The organism is Leucobacter luti, assembly GCF_004217175.1.
Lineage (GTDB): Bacteria > Actinomycetota > Actinomycetes > Actinomycetales > Microbacteriaceae > Leucobacter > Leucobacter luti.
Genome location: NZ_SHKI01000002.1, coordinates 440649 through 457825 on the forward strand (window position 1 = coordinate 440649; position 17177 = coordinate 457825).

15 protein-coding genes are annotated in these 17177 nt (G+C 71.7%); 11 read left to right on the forward strand and 4 right to left on the reverse strand.

Going from position 1 to position 17177, the window contains the following annotated elements; all coding sequences use genetic code 11:
- From gcvT to EV139_RS01865, 6 genes are all read left to right on the forward strand, one after another.
- Nucleotides 1–1131, forward strand: a complete 1131-nt coding sequence (gcvT, locus tag EV139_RS01840) for a glycine cleavage system aminomethyltransferase GcvT (protein WP_130452605.1) — start codon at nt 1–3, stop codon at nt 1129–1131.
- Nucleotides 1132–1276: 145 nt separating this feature from the next.
- Nucleotides 1277–1654 (forward strand): glycine cleavage system protein GcvH, encoded by a 378-nt coding sequence (gene gcvH / locus EV139_RS01845; RefSeq protein WP_130452606.1) that lies wholly within the window; start codon nt 1277–1279, stop codon nt 1652–1654.
- Nucleotides 1651–2982 carry a serine hydroxymethyltransferase gene (glyA, locus tag EV139_RS01850; RefSeq protein ID WP_130452607.1) on the forward strand — a complete coding sequence of 444 codons (1332 nt, stop codon included), beginning with the start codon at nt 1651–1653 and terminating at the stop codon, nt 2980–2982. Before gcvH ends, glyA begins: the two co-directional genes overlap by 4 nt.
- A gap of 9 nt (nt 2983–2991) precedes the next feature.
- Complete coding sequence (locus tag EV139_RS01855) at nt 2992–4422, forward strand: L-serine ammonia-lyase (protein WP_130452608.1); 1431 nt, start codon at nt 2992–2994, stop codon at nt 4420–4422.
- A 54-nt stretch (nt 4423–4476) separates the two neighbouring features.
- Complete coding sequence (locus EV139_RS01860; protein WP_130452609.1) at nt 4477–5922, forward strand: MFS transporter; 1446 nt, start codon at nt 4477–4479, stop codon at nt 5920–5922.
- Nucleotides 5923–6048: 126 nt separating this feature from the next.
- The gene (locus tag EV139_RS01865) at nt 6049–6942 is read left to right on the forward strand and encodes an AraC family transcriptional regulator (RefSeq protein ID WP_130452610.1); all 894 of its coding nucleotides are present in this window, start codon (nt 6049–6051) and stop codon (nt 6940–6942) included.
- Between the two features lie 28 nt (nt 6943–6970).
- On the opposite strand, the gene EV139_RS01870 is transcribed toward EV139_RS01865, so the two are convergent.
- Complete coding sequence (locus EV139_RS01870) at nt 6971–8185, reverse strand: MFS transporter (RefSeq protein WP_130452611.1); 1215 nt, start codon at nt 8183–8185, stop codon at nt 6971–6973.
- Between the two features lie 188 nt (nt 8186–8373).
- Here EV139_RS01870 and EV139_RS01875 point away from each other — a divergent pair, with 188 nt between their 5' ends.
- Complete coding sequence (locus EV139_RS01875; protein ID WP_130452612.1) at nt 8374–8778, forward strand: hypothetical protein; 405 nt, start codon at nt 8374–8376, stop codon at nt 8776–8778.
- 101 nt (nt 8779–8879) lie between these two features.
- On the opposite strand, the gene EV139_RS01880 is transcribed toward EV139_RS01875, so the two are convergent.
- A complete protein-coding gene (locus tag EV139_RS01880) occupies nt 8880–11156 on the reverse strand; it encodes an Ig-like domain repeat protein (RefSeq protein WP_130452613.1) in 2277 nt (758 codons plus the stop codon).
- Between the two features lie 350 nt (nt 11157–11506).
- On the opposite strand from EV139_RS01880, the gene EV139_RS01885 reads away from it, so the two are divergent.
- Together EV139_RS01885 and EV139_RS01890 are read left to right on the forward strand one after the other, a co-directional pair.
- Nucleotides 11507–11938: a thioredoxin family protein gene (locus EV139_RS01885; RefSeq protein ID WP_157992969.1), complete on the forward strand. Its 432-nt coding sequence runs from the start codon at nt 11507–11509 to the stop codon at nt 11936–11938.
- Nucleotides 11935–12486 (forward strand): DUF4395 domain-containing protein, encoded by a 552-nt coding sequence (locus tag EV139_RS01890; RefSeq protein WP_130452615.1) that lies wholly within the window; start codon nt 11935–11937, stop codon nt 12484–12486. The genes EV139_RS01885 and EV139_RS01890 overlap by 4 nt, the downstream gene beginning before the upstream one ends.
- Nucleotides 12487–12977: 491 nt before the next feature.
- Here EV139_RS01890 and EV139_RS01895 read toward each other — a convergent pair whose 3' ends face one another.
- A complete protein-coding gene (locus tag EV139_RS01895) occupies nt 12978–13871 on the reverse strand; it encodes a LysR family transcriptional regulator (protein WP_130452616.1) in 894 nt (297 codons plus the stop codon).
- Between the two features lie 82 nt (nt 13872–13953).
- Here EV139_RS01895 and EV139_RS01900 point away from each other — a divergent pair, with 82 nt between their 5' ends.
- Nucleotides 13954–14841 (forward strand): EamA family transporter, encoded by an 888-nt coding sequence (locus tag EV139_RS01900; RefSeq protein WP_130452617.1) that lies wholly within the window; start codon nt 13954–13956, stop codon nt 14839–14841.
- A gap of 18 nt (nt 14842–14859) precedes the next feature.
- A complete protein-coding gene (locus EV139_RS01905; protein ID WP_130452618.1) occupies nt 14860–15600 on the forward strand; it encodes an alpha/beta fold hydrolase in 741 nt (246 codons plus the stop codon).
- 10 nt (nt 15601–15610) lie between these two features.
- Here EV139_RS01905 and EV139_RS01910 read toward each other — a convergent pair whose 3' ends face one another.
- Nucleotides 15611–16996 carry a DUF1214 domain-containing protein gene (locus EV139_RS01910; protein ID WP_130452619.1) on the reverse strand — a complete coding sequence of 462 codons (1386 nt, stop codon included), beginning with the start codon at nt 16994–16996 and terminating at the stop codon, nt 15611–15613.
- Nucleotides 16997–17177 lie beyond the last annotated feature (181 nt).

Here is a 17177-nt window from a genome sequence, read left to right on the forward strand (position 1 = left end):
ATGACCACCACCGCAGCACAGGCCGCACCGGCGCAGACCGCGCTGTATCCCGAGCACGCCGCCCTCGGCGCCTCGTTCACCGACTTCGGCGGCTGGGACATGCCGCTGAAGTACGGCTCAGAGCTCGCCGAGCACCGCGCGGTGCGCGCGGCCGCCGGGCTGTTCGACCTGTCCCACATGGGGGAGATCCGGGTCACGGGGCCCGACGCCGGGAAGTTTCTCAACACCGCGCTCGTGGGCAACCTTGCCGTGGTCGCGGTCGGCCGCGCGAAGTACTCGCTCATGTGCGACGCGGCCGGCGGGATCATCGACGACCTGATCTCGTACCGGCTCGGCGACGAGGAGTTCCTCGTGGTGCCGAACGCGGGGAACGCCCCGATGGTCGCCGCCGAGTTTGCCGCGCGCGCTGAGGGTTTCGACGTGACCGTCGCCGACGAATCAGCCGCGACGAGCCTGATCGCCGTGCAGGGGCCGGCCGCCGCCCAAATCCTGCTCGCGCTCGTGCCCGCGGAGCAGCACGCGCTCGTGAGCGAGCTGCGCTACTACGCCGCGGCTCCGGCGACCGTGGCCGGCCTCGACGTGCTGCTCGCCCGCACCGGCTACACGGGGGAAGACGGCTTCGAGCTCTACCTGCCCAACGCGCGGGCTGCCGAGCTGTGGCGGGCGCTGCTCGCCGCGGGGGAGCCGCTCGGGCTGATCCCCGCCGGACTCGCCGCCCGCGACTCGCTCCGGCTTGAGGCCGGCATGCCGCTGTACGGCAACGAGCTCGGCCGCGATGTCACGCCGTTCGCGGCCGGGCTCGGACCGGTGGTGTCGTTCAAGAAGGACGAGCGCTTCATCGGCCGCGACGCGCTCGAGGCGCTCCGCGAGGCCGGCCCCACGCGCGTGCTGGTGGGCCTGCGTGGCTCGGGCCGCCGCGCAGGGCGCGCGGGGTACCCGGTGCTCGCCGACGGGGTGCAGATCGGCGAGGTCACGAGCGGCCAGCCGTCGCCCACCCTCGGGTACCCAATCGCGCTCGCCTCGGTCGATCCGGCCTACGCGGCGGTCGGCACCGAGCTCGCCGTCGACCTGCGGGGCAAGCCTGAGCCGTTCACCGTCGTCGAACTGCCGTTTTACTCGCGCCCGCAGTAGCGCCTGCCCCGGCCGGGCAACCGCCGAGTGCCGCCCGGGCGTTCCCGGGAGTCGCCCGGTCAGCACCCAGCACCCAGCACCCCGCACCTAGACCTCCCCACCAGCTTTCCCGAACACCCTCACCTCACACAAAGGAACACACATCATGAGCAAGGTTCAGACCGGACTCCAGTACTCCGCCGAACACGAGTGGATCACCGCCGAGTCGCCCGCCACGATCGGCGTGAGCCAGGTCGCCGCCGACGCCCTCGGTGAGGTCGTCTACGTTGAGCTCCCCGCGGTCGGGACCGCGGTCACCGCGGGCGGCGTCTGCGGCGAGATCGAGTCGACGAAGTCGGTCTCAGAGATCTACTCGCCCGTGGCCGGCGAGGTCGTCGAGGTAAACCAGGCCGTGGTCGACGACCCCGCGCTCGTCAACTCGGATCCGTACGGCGCCGCCTGGCTGTTCAAGGTTGCCGTCACCGAGTTCGGTCCGCTGCTCAGCGCCGAGCAGTACGCCGCAGACAACGGGGCAGAATTGTGACCGCCCGCTTCACCCCCGTCACCTCGCCCTCGCTCGACGTGCCGATCGCGCAGCTCGACCCCGAGGTCGCAGCGCGCATCGACGCCGAGCTCGCGCGGCAGCGCCGCGGCCTTGAGATGATTGCCTCAGAGAATCACACGGCCGTTGCGGTGATGCAGGCCCAGGGGTCGGTGCTCACGAACAAGTACGCCGAGGGCTACCCCGGGCGCCGCTACTACGGCGGCTGCGAAGAGGTCGACGTGATCGAGACGCTGGCGATCGAGCGCGTTAAGGCACTCTTTGGCGCCGAGTTCGCAAACGTGCAGCCGCACTCCGGCGCGCAGGCAAACGCCGCGGTGATGCACGCGCTCATCCGGCCGGGCGACACGATCCTCGGCCTCAACCTGGCGCACGGCGGGCACCTCACCCACGGGATGAAGATCAACTTCTCGGGGCGGCTCTACGAGGTCGCGGCGTACGGGGTCGACGAGGAGACACTCCGGGTCGACATGGACGAGGTCGCGCGCCTCGCCCAGGAGCACCGGCCCAAGCTGATCATCGCCGGCTGGTCCGCCTACTCCCGCCGGCTTGACTTCGCGCGCTTCCGTGAAATCGCCGATGAGGTGGGCGCCTACCTCTTCGTGGACATGGCGCACTTCGCCGGGCTCGTCGCCGCGGGGCTCCACCCAAACCCGGTGCCGCACGCCCACGTCACCTCGTCGACGACGCACAAGACCCTCGCCGGTCCGCGGGGCGGAATCATCCTCACCAACGACGCCGACATCGCGAAGAAGATCAACTCCGCGGTGTTCCCCGGGCAGCAGGGCGGGCCGCTCGAGCACGTCATCGCGGGCAAGGCCGTCGCGTTCGGGATCGCGGCGACGCCGGAGTTCGCCGAGCGACAGCAGCGCACGATCATGGGGGCGCGGATCCTCGCCGAGCGCCTGGTCCGCGAGGACGTGACCGCGTGCGGCGTGAGCGTGCTCACGGGCGGCACCGATGTGCACCTGGTGCTCGTCGACCTGCGCAACTCGGTGCTCGACGGGCAAGCAGCGGAGGATCTGCTCGCCGAGGTGGAGATCACCGTCAACCGCAACGCGGTGCCGTTCGACCCGCGCCCGCCGATGGTCACGAGCGGGCTGCGCATCGGCACCCCGGCGCTCGCCACCCGCGGCTTCAGCGACGCAGCGTTTGCGGAGGTCGCCGACGTCATCGCCGAGACCCTCATCGCGGGCACCGCTCCGGGCGGGGCCGACCCCGCGACCATCGCGGCGCTGCGGGCCCGCGTCGACGTGCTCGCGGCGGAGCATCCCCTCTACCCGGGCGTCGCAGACCTGAGCGCAGAGTAAGGAGACCCCGTGGCGATCAGCGTGTTCGATCTCTTCTCGGTGGGGATCGGACCATCGAGTTCGCACACCGTGGGGCCGATGCGCGCCGCGCTTCGATTCGCCGCCCAGCTGCGCGACGCCGGGATCCTGCCGCTGGTGCGGGGGCTGCGGGTCGACCTGTACGGGTCGCTCGCGGCCACCGGCCACGGCCACGGCACGCTCACCGCCGTGCTACTCGGGCTCGAGGGCCTCGACCCCGAGCGGGTGCTGCCCGAGGAGGTTGAGGCGGCGACGGCCCGCATCGAGCGTGAGGGCGTGGTGCAGCTTGCGGCCGGAGTCCCGGGCGTCGCCGCCCCGGTCGGGATCGCGTTTGGTGTGCGAGACATCGTGCTCCGCCTGCTCACGGTGCTGCCCACGCACACCAATGGCATGCGCTTCGGCGTGGTCGACACCGCCGGCGAGCTGCTCGCGGAGGAGACCTTCTTCTCCGTCGGCGGCGGCTTCATCGTGCGGGAGGGCGCCGAGGACGTGGTCCAGGACCGCCTCGCGACGACGCTCGCCGAGCTGCCCTACCCGTTCACCACCGCGGCCGAACTGCTGCGGTTCTCGGAGCGGACCGGGCTCTCCATCGCCGAGCTCATGCTGGAGAACGAAAAGTCGCGGCGCAGCGAGGCCGAGGTGCTCGACGGGCTCTGTCACATCTGGGACGTGATGGAGGCCTGCAAAGAATCCGCCCTCGCCCGCACCGGCGTGCTCCCCGGCGGGCTCAACGTGCGGCGCCGTGCGCCGGAGTGGCACCGGCGCCTCAGCGAGCAGGATCCGGATCGCGATCCGCAGTACTGGCAGGAGTGGATCAATCTCGTCGCGCTCGCGGTGAACGAGGAGAATGCCTCGGGCGGCCGGGTCGTCACCGCCCCCACCAACGGCGCCGCCGGCATCATCCCCGCCGTGCTGTTCTACGCGACCCACTACGCCCCGGGCGCGGGCTCGTGGAGCGCCGCGGACAAGCGGCGCGTGATCGCCGACTTCCTGCTCGCCGCCGGCGCGGTCGGGGTGCTCTACAAAGAACAGGCGTCGATCTCCGGAGCCGAGGTGGGGTGCCAGGGCGAGGTGGGATCCGCGTCGTCAATGGCCGCCGCCGGCCTCGCACAGATCCTCGGCGGCACCCCGGAGCAGGTTGAAAACGCGGCCGAAATTGCGATGGAGCACAACCTCGGCCTCACCTGCGACCCGATCGGTGGACTCGTGCAGATCCCGTGCATCGAGCGCAACGCGATCGCCGCCGCGAAGGCCGTGAACGCCGCGAAGATGGCGCTCATGGGCGACGGATCGCACCACGTCAGCCTCGACGACGTGATCGCCACCATGCGTGAGACCGGGCGAGACATGAGTGAGAAGTACAAGGAGACGGCGACCGGCGGGCTCGCCGTGAGCGTCTCGGTGCGCGTCGTCGAGTGCTAGCCGCTCCGGGGATGACGCTCGCGGTGCGCGGTGTGCGCCCCCTACGATAAACCCATGAGTGAAACCCCCGCGAGCCCCGAGCGCTCGCTGTCGCAGCGGCTCGACGCGCTTCCGTTCACGAAGAAGCACGCCAAACTTCTCACCGGATCAGGCCTCGGCTGGGCGCTCGACGCGATGGACGTGGGCCTGATCTCCTTCATCATCGCCGCACTGACCCAGCACTGGGGCATCACCACGGGCGAGGCCGGGCTCATCGCCTCGATCGGCTTCCTCGGGATGGCGATCGGCGCGAGCCTCGGTGGCCTCCTCGCCGACCGGTTTGGGCGGCGCCAGGTGTTCGCGCTCACCCTGCTCATCTACGGGCTCGCGACGGGGGCCAGCGCCCTCGTCGGCGGGATCGCGGCGCTGCTCGTGCTCCGCTTCCTCGTGGGCCTCGGGCTCGGCGCCGAGCTGCCCGTCGCGTCGACCTACGTCAGCGAGTTCGCGCCCGCGCGCATCCGCGGCAGGCTCATCGTGATCCTCGAGGCGTTCTGGGCGGTCGGCTGGACCGCTGCGGCCGTGATCGGCTACTTCGTGGTGCCCGCGTCCGAGGACGGGTGGCGCTGGGCGTTCGCGCTCGGAGCGATCCCGGCCGTGTACGCGCTGGTGGTGCGCTGGGGGCTGCCCGAATCGCCGCGGTGGCTCGCCGGGCGCGGCCGGGTCGCCGAGGCCGAGCGGATCGTGGCGGAGTTCGAGGCGGCCGCGGCCGGGCCGGTCGCCGATGGTGCCGCGTCCGGTGTTGGTGCCGGTGCGGGTGTCGCGCCGGGGCCCGTCGCGGCACCGGCGGGGGGCGCTGATCAGGCGGTCGCTTCGGCGGCCGCCCCGGCCGCCCCGGCCGCCGCGCCGATCGCGGCCTCCGCCGGGGGCCGGCTTGCCGGGCTCTGGGCCCGCGAGTTCCGCGGCCGCACCCTGTCGATCTGGGTGGTGTGGTTCTGCGTCAACTTCGCGTACTACGGCGCGTTCATCTGGATTCCGAGCATCCTGGTCGACGCCGGGTTCAGCCTGGTGCGCTCGTTCGGCTTCACGCTCATCATCACCCTCGCGCAGCTGCCCGGCTACGCCGTGGCCGCCTGGCTGATCGAGAAGTGGGGCCGCCGCCCCACCCTCTCGGTGTTCCTCGTCGGCTCCGCGGCGTCGGCCGTGGTGTTCGGCACCGCCGACACCGAGACCGCGATCGTGGCGGCGGGCATGGCGCTCTCGTTCTTCAACCTCGGCGCGTGGGGTGCGCTCTACGCGGTCACGCCCGAGATCTACCCCACCTCGCTCCGAGGCACCGGCGCGGGGTGGGCGGCCGGCGTCGGCAGGATCGCGTCGATTGTCGCTCCGCTGCTCGTCCCGGTCATGCTCGTCGGCATCGGCACCGCCTTCACCTTCGCCGTGTTCGCGGCGTTCTTCGTGATCGCGGCCGCGGCCACCTGGGGGCTCGTCGATCGCCGCGGGCAGGCGCTCGACGACCGGTAGCGCGCGCGAGGCGGCGCGGGGGTCCGCGGTGGGCCTCGCGACGAACTGGCCGCGGCGGCGGGCCGCGGGGCGCTCCGGCGAGGGCGGCGGCGGAATAGCGGGGCGGCCGCGAGCGTTTGTTGACACATGCAGGAAACTGAGACCGCCACCTTCGAATCGTTGCTCGCGAGCGTCGATCTGCGCCTCGGCAGCGCGAAGCGCGTCACCCTGGCGCGTGGCGGCACGCTCGCGACCGCGGTGAACGCGACGAGCATGATCTACGTGGCGAGCGGCCGGCTCCGCGGCGCCCCGGCCCGATCCTGCGCGCTCACCCCCGGCGCGGCCGACCACGCGCTCGCCGTTGCAGTTGGCGAGCGCTCAGCCCTCGACGCGGGTGACGCGGTGCTCACGCTCGGCCGCCGGCCGCTCTCGTTCGAGGCGGAGACGGACGCCGAACTGATCGTTTCCACGCTTGAACTGACCGAGGCCGGAGCGAGACTGCACCGTCTGCTCCCGGACCCGCTCGTGATCACCAACTTCGACGGGCTCGACCCGGCGGTCGCCGCGCTCGTGCGAAACATGGGCGCGGCCGAGGGGGAGTGCCGCATGCGCTCGGGCGACGCGCTGCTGTGCCGCCTCATGGTGCAGACCGCGTTCCTCGCCGTGCTGCGCGCGTGGTTCACCGAGGGCTGCGCCCCGCGCGGGTGGTCGGCACGTGCCGCGGATCCGCAGCTCGACCGAGTGCTCACCGCGATCCACAGCGAGCCCGGCCGCGACTGGTCGCTCGAGACCCTCGCGGGGCTCGGCGCGATGTCGCGCTCGGTGTTTGCGCGGCGTTTCCGGGAGCTCCTGGGCGCCTCGCCCGCGCACTACGTGTCGGAGGTGCGGATGGAGACGGCGAAGCGCCGGCTCGAGACCGGCGCTTCAGTGTCGGAGACCTCGCGGGAGCTCGGCTACGAGTCGGACGAGGGGTTCCGGCGGGCGTTCAGACGCCACGCCGGGGTGGCCCCGTCGCAGTGGCGGGACCGCGCCCTGGCCTAGCCGCGCTGTGGCCTAGCCGCGCTGTGGCTTAGCCGCGCTTCCGCCCGCCCGCCGCGCCGAAGAGGATCGCGCCGAGCACGAGCGTGACGGCCCCGGCCACGTACACCGCGGCGACACCGACCGAGTCGATCAGCAGCCCGCCCACGCCGGCAGCCAGCATGATCGCGCCCTGGAAGCCCACGACCACCAGGCTTCCGCCCGCTTCAAGCCGGTCGGGCGCGCGGTTGCCGATCCACGTATTGACCACGATCAACCAGGAGGCGAAGCTGAATCCCCACACCACGATCGCCGTGCCGACCGCCCAGAGCGCCCCGGGGAACGCCGCGACCGTGAGTACCGCGCCCGAGATGAGCAACGGGATCAGTACCGCGTAGACCGCAAAGGCGCGATCCACGACGATGCCCATGACCACGTTGCCCACCAGCCCGCCGACGCCGAAGAGCGCGAGCAGCAGCACGATGGTCCCGGCGTCGAGCTGCGCGCCGCCGGGGACCTCGGACACGCGCTCGATCGCGAGCCGAATGTACGTGTACGCGACGAAGTGTCCCAGCACTACGAGCACGTGCCCGGCAAAACCGAGCGCGATCCCGGGGCGCCGCAGCGTGTCTCCGAGCACAGCGAAGCTGCTCGCTCGCGCCGCTGGCACCGCCGGCAGTAGGAGCCGCACCGCCGCGGCAAGGACCACCATCGCGATCCCCGCGCCGGCGAACACGACTCGCCAGTCGACGATCCCCGCGAAGAATACCCCGATCGGCACCCCGGCCACGGTGGCGAGCGACATGCCCGCCGAGGTGAACATCACGGCCCGGCCGAGCCGCTCGGGGCCGGCGATGCGCGCGGCAACGCTGATCGACATTGCCCAAAACGTCGAGATGGAGACCCCGAGCAGGAACCGCGCCGCGAGGAGGAGCGCGAACGACGGGGCGAATGCCACCACGAGGTTTGAGACCGCGGCGAGCAACGCCATCCAGGTGAGGAGCGAGCGGCGGTCGAGACGGGGGAAGATGAGGCCGACGGTCGGCGCCGCGAGGAGTCCGGCGAGCGCGGTGATGCTGACCGTCTGCCCGGCCTGGCCATCGGTCACGCCGAGTCCGCGCGCCATCTCGGTGAGCACGCCGTTCGGCAGAAACTCGGAGGTGACGAGGAGGAAGCTCATCAGCATCATGGCAATGAGCCCGCCGTAGCGCATCCGGGGCGCGGTCGACTGCTCGGGCGGGTGGAGGGATGATGCGGTGTTCGTCATGTGATCAAGCGTGACAGCGCGCCGAGTCTGGCGCCCGACCAGACGTCTCGCGTGCCCGACCGATCGTCCGGATTCGCCGCAACCGCCTGCCCGGCCGCCCGCGGTGCTCGGCCGCCCGGCCGCCCGCGCTGGTAGGCTTCGTGCGGGGTGGGGACCCTCTCGAACACCAGAACGCCAGGTCACGCACTATGAAACGCACGCAGTTCCGTCAGACACTCACCGTCCTTGTGGGCGCGGCGCTCTTGGGGAGCAGCCTCGTCTCCTGCGCGGCAGCCGAATCGCCCGCGCCCGCCGCGCCGAGCGAAGCGACCACTGCGCCGAGCACGACCGCTGCGCCGGGCCCGACGAATGCCGCGGACCCGGCCGCAACCGCCGCGCCCACCGACGGGGACACGATCGAGCGCTGCCACGAGCTCTTCACCGACGTGCTCCGCGCGTACAAGGCCGAGGGCCGCTACCGGGAGATCGGTGAGGTGAACCGGCAGCGCGGGGTCGATTGCGACCCGAGCCGATACGAGACGCTCGCCGAGTTCACGGCGCGGATCGACGAGGTGGCCGCGAGCTACTCGGCGGAACTCGGGGTCGAATTCTGAGGACGCCTGCGCCCGCACGCGGTCTCGGCCGTCGGCGCGGGCGCTCTCGCCGAAACCGATCCGGAAGCCCGAGTTCTGGGCGTCCGGATCGGGTGACCGGGCTATGAAACTGTGGGTTCCTGTCCAGGAATATCCGCGGCGACGTCCGCGCGGAGGCCCCGTCGCCGAGCCACGGCCCACGCGGTGACCCCGCCGGCCACCAGCAGCACCCCCGCGGCGGCGAGCAGCCAGCCCAGGTATGCGTCCCCGCCGGTGCGCGCGAGGTCCGGGTCCGTGGGGGTGGGGACTGGTGGGCTCGGTGGTGTGATGGGCCCGGTCGGCCCCGGGGGGCCCGTCTGCACGGTGACCTCAAGCGGCTCTGCGTCTGACTCGAGGTGGTTCGCGTCGCCGTTGTAGTGTGCTCCGAACGAGGCGTCCGCATTCACCGCGAGCGTGTTGCCCTCGGGCATGCTGAACGTGCCGTCCGCGGCGAGCTCGAAATCGCCGATCCGGGTGTCGCCGTCCCAGACCGTCACTGTCCCGCTTGGATCGGCGCCCCGCGCGTCTGTAACGGTGCCCCCGAGCCGCAGCGCGGTCCCGGTCGGATAATTCGCCGCATCGCTCGTCGCCGCGGGCGCGCGGGACGCGGCTGCCCCCGAGACGGGAGTCTGTGCGGGCTCCGCGGTCGCCAGGATCGTGAGTTCGGTGGAGGTGGGCAGTGGTGTGACCGTGAGCGTCGCGGTGGTGGTCGCCGTGGGGGCCTCGCCCGCGGCCGGGGTGAACGAAAGCTCAACCGGGTAGGTGCCCACGTCGATGCGTGCATCGGGGGAGCGCAGCTCGGCGGTCCCGTCGTCGGTCGGTGCCGGATCGAGTTCGTACCCGGCAACGGTGCCGCGCACCGTGCCCTCGACGTGCTCGCCGGTGACGGTCGCTGTGATCGTGGTGTGGGCGCCGTACTCGACCGTCGTGTCAGGTGCGGTGATCTGCGTCTCGCCCTGATTGGGGATGAGCGGGCTGAAGAGATACACGGCGCCGGCACCATCGCGGGCGTCTGGTGCCCCGATCAGAGCCTGAATGCCGTCACCGACCAGTCCGCCCCCGAAGACCTGGTTGCCAAATCGCGCGCCGGGGGCCGGGTTCGATGCCACGAGGGTCTGCGCAACGGCGGGACGCTGTCGCGTGAGCTCATCCCCGGTTCCATCCGCCTCCAGGGCGTCGATACCGAAGACGCTCACCTCGCCCTCGCGATCCGGAAGCTGCACCGAGCTCACCAGCAGTGCGTTGCCGCTCACGCCGATGGAGCCCCCGAAATTGAGGGAATAGGGCGGCGGAATGATCTTCCCGCCAACTTGCTGGAGCGCGTGATCGAAGCGATAGACGGCGCCCTGGGTGCTGTTCCCCGCCGTGATTGCGGGCGTCCTGCAGCCGGTCTCGGGGTCGGCCGGATCTGCGCCTGCCGCGTTGGTCTCTACGGGAGAGCCCACATAGAGGGTCGTGTCGTCGAAATCGAGCGAGATACCAAACGCCGGACCGGATCCCGGAAGCAGTGCGGGGCAGCCCTGCGGGTCGGTCATGGGCTGCGTGGTGAACAGCGGCTCGTTCAGCGTCGTGAGATCCCAGAGGTACACGCCGCCGACTCGTGCGCCCTCAGGGCTGCGCACCTGGACGGCCCCGAGTGCGACGTGGTCGCCGCGCACGGCCACGCTCTGGCCAGTAATGCTGTTGGGGATCGGTGCCGCCGGGATGAGCGGGGTCCAGGTGTCTGTCGCGAGATCAACGACGAAGGCCATGCCCGTGTTGCTGACCCGATCGACGCGAGCGTTCGGAACGCCGACGACGAGCCGGTCGCCGTCGAGCGCGAGCCCCTCGCCAAATGAATCGCGGTAGCCGGAGACTCGATCCGGCATCTCTGGAGGTGTGAGCGCCCGCTCAAATTCCCAGTCGTTCTCCCCGCTGCGTACGTACACGGCGACCTCCGCGGTGCTGGCCGATGCAATGTACACGTGCGAGGCGTCGGGGGCCATGGCGATCGCCTCGCCGAACCCCGGCGCGGGGCGCTCCAGCCGCGCGGTGGTCCACTCGCTCGCCGGGCCGGAGCTGTGCGTCACGCGGACGCTCTCGTGGAGCCGATCTGCGTACGCCACATAGTCTCCGGCGATCGCCTCGGCGTAGCCAGCACGGTATCCCGGATCTGGTTCGAAGCGGTGAATCTCGGTGTACTCGGGCGAGCCGGCGTCGGCCTCGGCGGGCCCTGAGTCGCTGTCGGCCAGTGGCAGAGCGAATCCGACCGCGACGGCGAGCACGGCGGTGAGGGTGCGTCGCGCGCGGCGCACTCTCGAACGCGTGGGCGTTCCGGCGGGCTCCGCTGCGGGGTCGGGCGACGGTACATGCGGGGGCATAGCGATCCTCCACGGGGCTGAATCGGACGATGTGGCTCGCGCGCTCGGGACGATCCCGCGCTGGCCGACAGCAGAGACGATATGCCGCGATCGCCGCGCAACTTCGGTCTTTCCGGGAAAACCCGAAGAAGTGAGTGATTCGGCGCGATGACTGAGTTGGATCGCCCCGCTCTCCCCGGGGCGACGAGGGGGCTGAGTAGTGAGCCCCGGAGTCGCGGCCCCCGGCCCGTGTGACGAAATATGGCCGTGCGTTTGGGGTTGGCCAGCGCGTCGGCATAACCTGTAATTATGGCTGCCATTCAGAACTACGCGTTCCCGGGTTGCCCGCGCACGCGCGAGGGGGCGTAGCAGTGTCTCCCGCTACCGCGGTCACCGTGCTCGCAGCGCTCGTACTCGGAGCTGTGGCGCTTGGCGAGGTGCTGCGCCGGCGTGGCGGGCGGGCGCGCGCGGTCCGCGGCGCCGAGGCTGTCGACTTTACGGAGCTGGGCGTTGCGGCGCCCGGCCGAACCGGCACCGTGGTGCAGTTCAGTACCGAGTACTGCGCCAGGTGCCCAGGTACGCGGCGCCTCGTCGCCGAGCTCGTGGGGGAGTCGCCGCACGTGGCCTTCGCGCACGTCGACGTGACGCACGCCCCGCAGCTCGCGCGGAAGTATCAGCTGCTCCAGACGCCCACGCTGCTGTTCATTGACGGCACCGGCACGCCCCACACCCGCGTGAGTGGCGTGCTGTCGCGGGCAACGATCGAGCGCGAGCTCGCGGCCCTGACCGGAGGAACCACATGACCAAGTCGTCCCCTGACCTCGCCGCCGGCTCACGCCCGCCCGCGGGAATCGACCCGCGCGGCCCGCGCGTCAGTGCCGCAGTGACGGCGGTGCTCCTGCTCGCCGTGATCTATCTTGCGCTCACCGGGAACTCCGTGTCGGGCACGCTGCCAGAGCTGTCGTTCGGCGAGCGGGCGAGCGCTCCGGCGACGCTGCTCCTGCTCGTGGTCGCGATCCTGTTCGGCTGGTCGCTCGTCTCCGCGCGCACGCAGCCGCTCGGGGTGCTCTTCCGGTCGCTGGTGCAGCCGCGGCTCGCGCCCCCGCGCGAGTGGGAGGATCCGCGACCGCCGCGATTCGCACAGGGGGTGGGGCTTGTCGTCGTCTCGGTGGGTCTCGCGCTGCAGCTGCTCGGGATCCCGTGGGGGCTGCCCGCGGCGGCGGCGGCCGCGTTCATCGCAGCGTTCCTCAACGCCGCAATCGGGCTGTGCCTCGGCTGCGAGCTCTACCTGCTGCTCGCGCGCCTGCGCGGCGGGGGCGCGGGCGCTGGCGCTGCGGAGCGCCGAGTGTAGCTGAATCTCCCTTTCGGGCTGTGCGAAGGCGGAGTTTTCGCACACTCGGTGCGGGTGCGGGTGCTGGGTGCGAGGTGCTGGTGCTGGTGCGGGACGCGGGTGCGGGTAAGAGGGCTGAGCATGGGCTGCGCGCTGCGGAGCGCCGAGTGTAGCTGAATCTCCCTTTCGGGCTGTGCGAAGGGGGAGTTTTTGCACACTCGGCGCGGGTGCGGGTGCGGGTGCGGGGTGCGGGGTGCGGGGTGTGGGGTGCGAGGCGCGGGTGCTGGGCGCGGCGCGGGTGCAGAGTGGTGAGCGGGCTGCGCGCTGCGGGCGCCGCTGGGCGCGGGGCGCGCGCTGCGGGCGCAGAGTGTAGCCGAACCTCCCTGTCGGGCTGTGCGAAGGGGGAGTTTTCGCACACTCGGCGCGGGCGCGGGCGCGGGGCGCGGGGCGCGGGCGCGGGACGTGGGCGCGGGTAAGGGTGCGGGTGCCGCGCTGCGCCGCGCTACGCCGCGCTACGCCGCGCCGCGGGCGGCGATCATGTCCCGCACGAGCGCCAGCGCGGGCCAGCTGTCTCGGCCGTCGCGCAGCTGCAGGTAGGTGCGGAGGTTCACGCCGGGGTCGCGGAGCGGGAGGAGCGCGACGCCGGGGCGGGCTGGGCGATCGCTGGGGAGGAGCCCCACGCCCAGCCCGGCCACGATGAACTCTTCGACCAGGTCCAGGCTGTCGGCCGCGTGGGTGACCCGCACGGGAAACCCCGCCACGGACGCCACGATCCGCAGGGCGTCCTCGTCTGCCCGGTTGCGCGAGTTGCCGATCCACGCGCTGTGCCGGTATGCGGTGAGCGGCGCGGCGGCCCCCTCCGGGATTCGGGTGAGGCTCTCCTCGGGCACACCGAGGCTCCAGGGCGTTGACCACAGCTGCCGGGTGACCCACTCTGCCCCGCGGGGCATGGGGGCAATGTCGTAGTCGTACGTGAGCGCGAGGTCCGTGCGGTCGGCGGCGAGCATCGCGAGCGCCCCCTCGGGCTCGTGCTGGTGGATCTCTACCGTGACGCTCGGGTGGTGCTCGGCGAGCTCGCGGACCACGGGGAGCACCGCGCGGCGGATCGCGCTGGAGAAGCCCGTGACCCGCACCGTCCCGGCCGGGGCCGCGGTGGGGTCGAGGTCGAGCCTGGCGCGCTGCACGGCGGCGAGGATCCCCCCGGCGTGCTCGGCGAGGCGCTCGCCGGCGGGGGTCAGTCGAACCCCGCGGCCAACGGGGAAGATGAGCTCTGTCCCGAGCTCGCGCGCGAGCAGCGCGATCTGCTGGGAGACCGTGGACGTGGAGGTGTGGAGCACGTCGGCGACCGCCCGCATTGATCCCAGGCGGGAGAGCTCGAAGATGAAGCGGAGGCGACGCGTGTCCATTCGCCTATTGTCCCGGAAAGCTGAACGTAATGTCCATGAATGTCGCGTGGACGCGGACGAAGAGTTTTGCTCTACTGTGCCTATGGCTTTCACACCTCTTCGCGCCGGCGCAGGTACCGGGACCCTCCTTGCGGTGGCGGCAATGGGCTGCGTGCAGCTGGGGCTCGCCGTCTCAGTGGACCTCGCGAACACGCTCGGCGCGGCGGGGATCGCGTGGCTGCGGCTCGTGTTCGCGGCGCTGCTCATCCTCGTGATCGCCCGCCCCTGGCGGGCGCGGTTCACCCGGCGCGCGCTGCTCACCTGCGTGCTGCTCGGCGTGGCGACCGCGGGGATGACCGTGCTGTTCATGGCCGCGGTGGTGCGCATCCCGCTCGGTACGGCGAGCGCCCTCGAGTTCATCGGCCCGCTCGGTGTGGCGGTGGCCAGCGGCCGTGGCCGGGCGCGGCTGTGGGCGCTCGCCGCAGCCGCTGGCGTGGTCGCGCTTACCGAGCCGTGGCACGGCGGCGTTGATCCGATCGGGATCGCCGCGGCGCTCGGGGCGGCGGTGTGCTGGGCCGGGTACATTCTCCTGACCCAGCGCGCCGGCGACGCGGTCAACGGCCTGCACGCCCTCGCGGTCTCGTTCCCGGTCGCCGCGATCGTCGCGAGCTTCACCATCACCCCCGATGTACTGAGTCGCCTCACCTGGCCGCTGCTGCTCACGGGGCTCGGGCTCGCGCTGCTGCTCCCCGTGGTCCCGTTCATGCTTGAGTTCCTGGCGCTGCGGCGGCTGAGCACCGCGGCGTTCGGCACGCTGATGAGCCTGGAGCCGGCGATCGCCCTGCTGATCGGGTTCACCCTGCTCGGGCAGGTACCGCGGCCGCTCGCCGTGCTCGGGATCGCTCTGGTGATCCTGGCCGGGATCGGGGCCACGCGCTCGGGAGCGCGAGGAACCGCCGCACCGCAGACGGCTGCGCTCGCGACTCCCTGAGGGGCATACGCTGAAGGGGTGAAGAGCTGGGACTTGCGCTACGACCCCGACGGGGTGAACATGGCGTACACGGAGTGTGGCGGCCCCGGCCGCGGCGATTTCGTGCTGGTGCACGGGATCGGGATGGGGCGCGCCACCTTCCGCGGCGTCGCCGAGACGCTCGCCGCCGCGGGGCGCTCGTTCGCGCTCGACCTGCCGGGGTTTGGCGACTCGCCGCAGCGCGCGGAGGCCGACTCGATCGTGGAGAACGCCGAGCTCGTCGCCCGCTTTATCGAGGATCGGGCGACGGGCCCCGTGGTGCTCGTGGGTCACTCGATGGGCACGCAGATCGTCGCGGAGCTCGCGATGCGCCGCCCCGAGCTCGTGTCGGAGCTCGTGCTGATCGCGCCCACCATCAACCGCCGCGAGCGGACGGCGGTACAGCAGGGCCTGCGCATGGTGCAGGATCTGTGGGGCGAGGGCCCCCGCGTGCTGCTGCTCGGCGTGTACGAGTACGCCAAGACGAGCCCCCTGTGGTTCGTGGGGCGGCTGCGGCGCATGCTGCGGCACCGGATCGAGCTGCTGCTGCCGCTCATCCCCGCGCCAACGCTCGTGCTGCGCGGCGAGGACGACCGCGTTGCGCCGCGTGATTGGACCACCGAGGTCGGCCGCGGGCTGCCGCGCGGCACGCTGCAGGAGATCCCCGGACGCGGGCACGAGGCGATCATCAAGAGCGCCGAGCCGGTCGCCTCGATGATTCTGGCGTTTGCGGGGCGGTAAGCGCCCGCGATCACGCGCGTGCGATGTCCCCGGGCCGCCACGAACCGTCGAACGCCGGCTGCGTCGGAGCATACAGTCGGAGGTACGCGAACCAGCCGCGTCCGGGGATCGTCTTGATCCACCGCTCCGGGCCGTCGGCCGGCTCGGTCGGGCCGAAGCGCAGCACGGTTTCTGGCGCGGCGGGGTCGGCGGTGAGTTCGAAGAGCGACCGGAGCGCCGCGCTGTTGCGGTCGGTGAGGATCTGGCTCCTGGTGATCGCGTCGTACACGGTGACCGACCAGAAGAGGCCGGCGGGCGCGGGTAGCGGTACGCGCAGGGTGTAGGCGTGTGCCCCGTCAAGGTACTCGCCGCGGCCGTCGCGGGCGGTGAACCAGTAGAGCGAGCCGCCCCCGGGAACCCGGCGGAACATCGCCGGAGACGTGGCGATTGCCTGGAAGAACCAGGTCTCGCGGGCCACCACATCGGTGCGCCCGTCGATCTCGAAGTCGGCGTTCTCGGGGCGCAGCGTGACCCACTCCCAGAGCCGATCCGCCCACACGACCCGATCCTCCCGCCGATCCGCGAGCGACTGCACCCGCATCTGGGCGTCCGCCTCGGCCGCGGCGCGGGTGAGCACGCCCCGGAGGTGCTCGTCGGGGGTGAACGGCCGACCGCGCTGAATACCGAGGGCGGCGAGCTCACTCTCGTACGCAGTGTCGCCGGCGCGGGCGGGTTCGTCTTGGAGCGCGGCATGCAGCGTCTCCCAGTACTCGAAGCCGGCCTCGACGGGCACGGGCGAGGTGTCTTGCGGTGCGCCCGACATGTCGAGCCACTCCGGGTCCTCCCAGGCCACCTCCGGATCGAGCGGCCGGATCCTGACGGTCTTGAGCAGCTCGATTGCCGCCGCCACGTCGCCCCCGATGGGGACTCCCCGCAGCCCCACCACGATCTTGAACGACTGCGCCCGCGCAACGAAGAACTCCTCGGGGACCGGGCCGTCGTAGTGCGGGGGGAGGATCAGGTACGCGCCACCGTTGCCGCCGTCGCGACCGGGGACGCCGAGGTCGGTGACCCAGCTCTGGTCGTAGTTCAAGACGGCGCCGAACACCACTCCCGCGGGCAGCTCGACCACGAGCGGGCCGACGCGGAGATCCAGGAACGGGCCGGCGTACGGGGTGTCGGAGTTGAGAGTGAGGCCGGCCTGCGCCGGGCGGGTGTCCATGTAGCCGAACACCCGGTTGATCTCGGCCCCCACCGCCAGCTGACCGCTGAAGATGCGCGCGCCGGAGACGAGGGGGAAGAAGTGTTTGTAGCACACGATCGCGCGGGCCGAATTGGCCGCGTCATAGGCGGCGCGGATCGTTTCCTGATCGGGGAATCCGCCGGTGAAGCGGGAGTCGGCGAGTGAATCGTTCATCGGATGCTCCCGGGGGTGGGTGCGCCGTCGGAGGGGAATGGAGCGCGTGCTGGCCGTGCGCCCTCTGGCTCGCCGCCGCCATGGTGTCCACGCTCCTCGCGTCGTCGCGAGGATTGAGTGTGGACTGACACTACGCCGAACCGCGGCCGGGGTCAATGGCCCGGTCAGGGCGGGTGCGCGG

Bases quoted from the DNA above. Each gene is read 5' to 3' on its own strand.
- gcvT (WP_130452605.1), top strand. From the start codon at position 1: ATGACCACCACCGCAGCACAGGCCGCACCGGCGCAGACCGCGCTGTAT.
- gcvH (WP_130452606.1), top strand. From the start codon at position 1,277: ATGAGCAAGGTTCAGACCGGACTCCAGTACTCCGCCGAACACGAGTGG.
- EV139_RS01860 (WP_130452609.1), top strand. From the start codon at position 4,477: ATGAGTGAAACCCCCGCGAGCCCCGAGCGCTCGCTGTCGCAGCGGCTC.
- EV139_RS01865 (WP_130452610.1), top strand. From the start codon at position 6,049: ATGCAGGAAACTGAGACCGCCACCTTCGAATCGTTGCTCGCGAGCGTC.
- EV139_RS01870 (WP_130452611.1), bottom strand. From the start codon at position 8,185: ATGACGAACACCGCATCATCCCTCCACCCGCCCGAGCAGTCGACCGCG.
- EV139_RS01875 (WP_130452612.1), top strand. From the start codon at position 8,374: ATGAAACGCACGCAGTTCCGTCAGACACTCACCGTCCTTGTGGGCGCG.
- EV139_RS01880 (WP_130452613.1), bottom strand. From the start codon at position 11,156: ATGCCCCCGCATGTACCGTCGCCCGACCCCGCAGCGGAGCCCGCCGGA.
- EV139_RS01890 (WP_130452615.1), top strand. From the start codon at position 11,935: ATGACCAAGTCGTCCCCTGACCTCGCCGCCGGCTCACGCCCGCCCGCG.
- EV139_RS01895 (WP_130452616.1), bottom strand. From the start codon at position 13,871: ATGGACACGCGTCGCCTCCGCTTCATCTTCGAGCTCTCCCGCCTGGGA.
- EV139_RS01900 (WP_130452617.1), top strand. From the start codon at position 13,954: ATGGCTTTCACACCTCTTCGCGCCGGCGCAGGTACCGGGACCCTCCTT.
- EV139_RS01910 (WP_130452619.1), bottom strand. From the start codon at position 16,996: ATGAACGATTCACTCGCCGACTCCCGCTTCACCGGCGGATTCCCCGAT.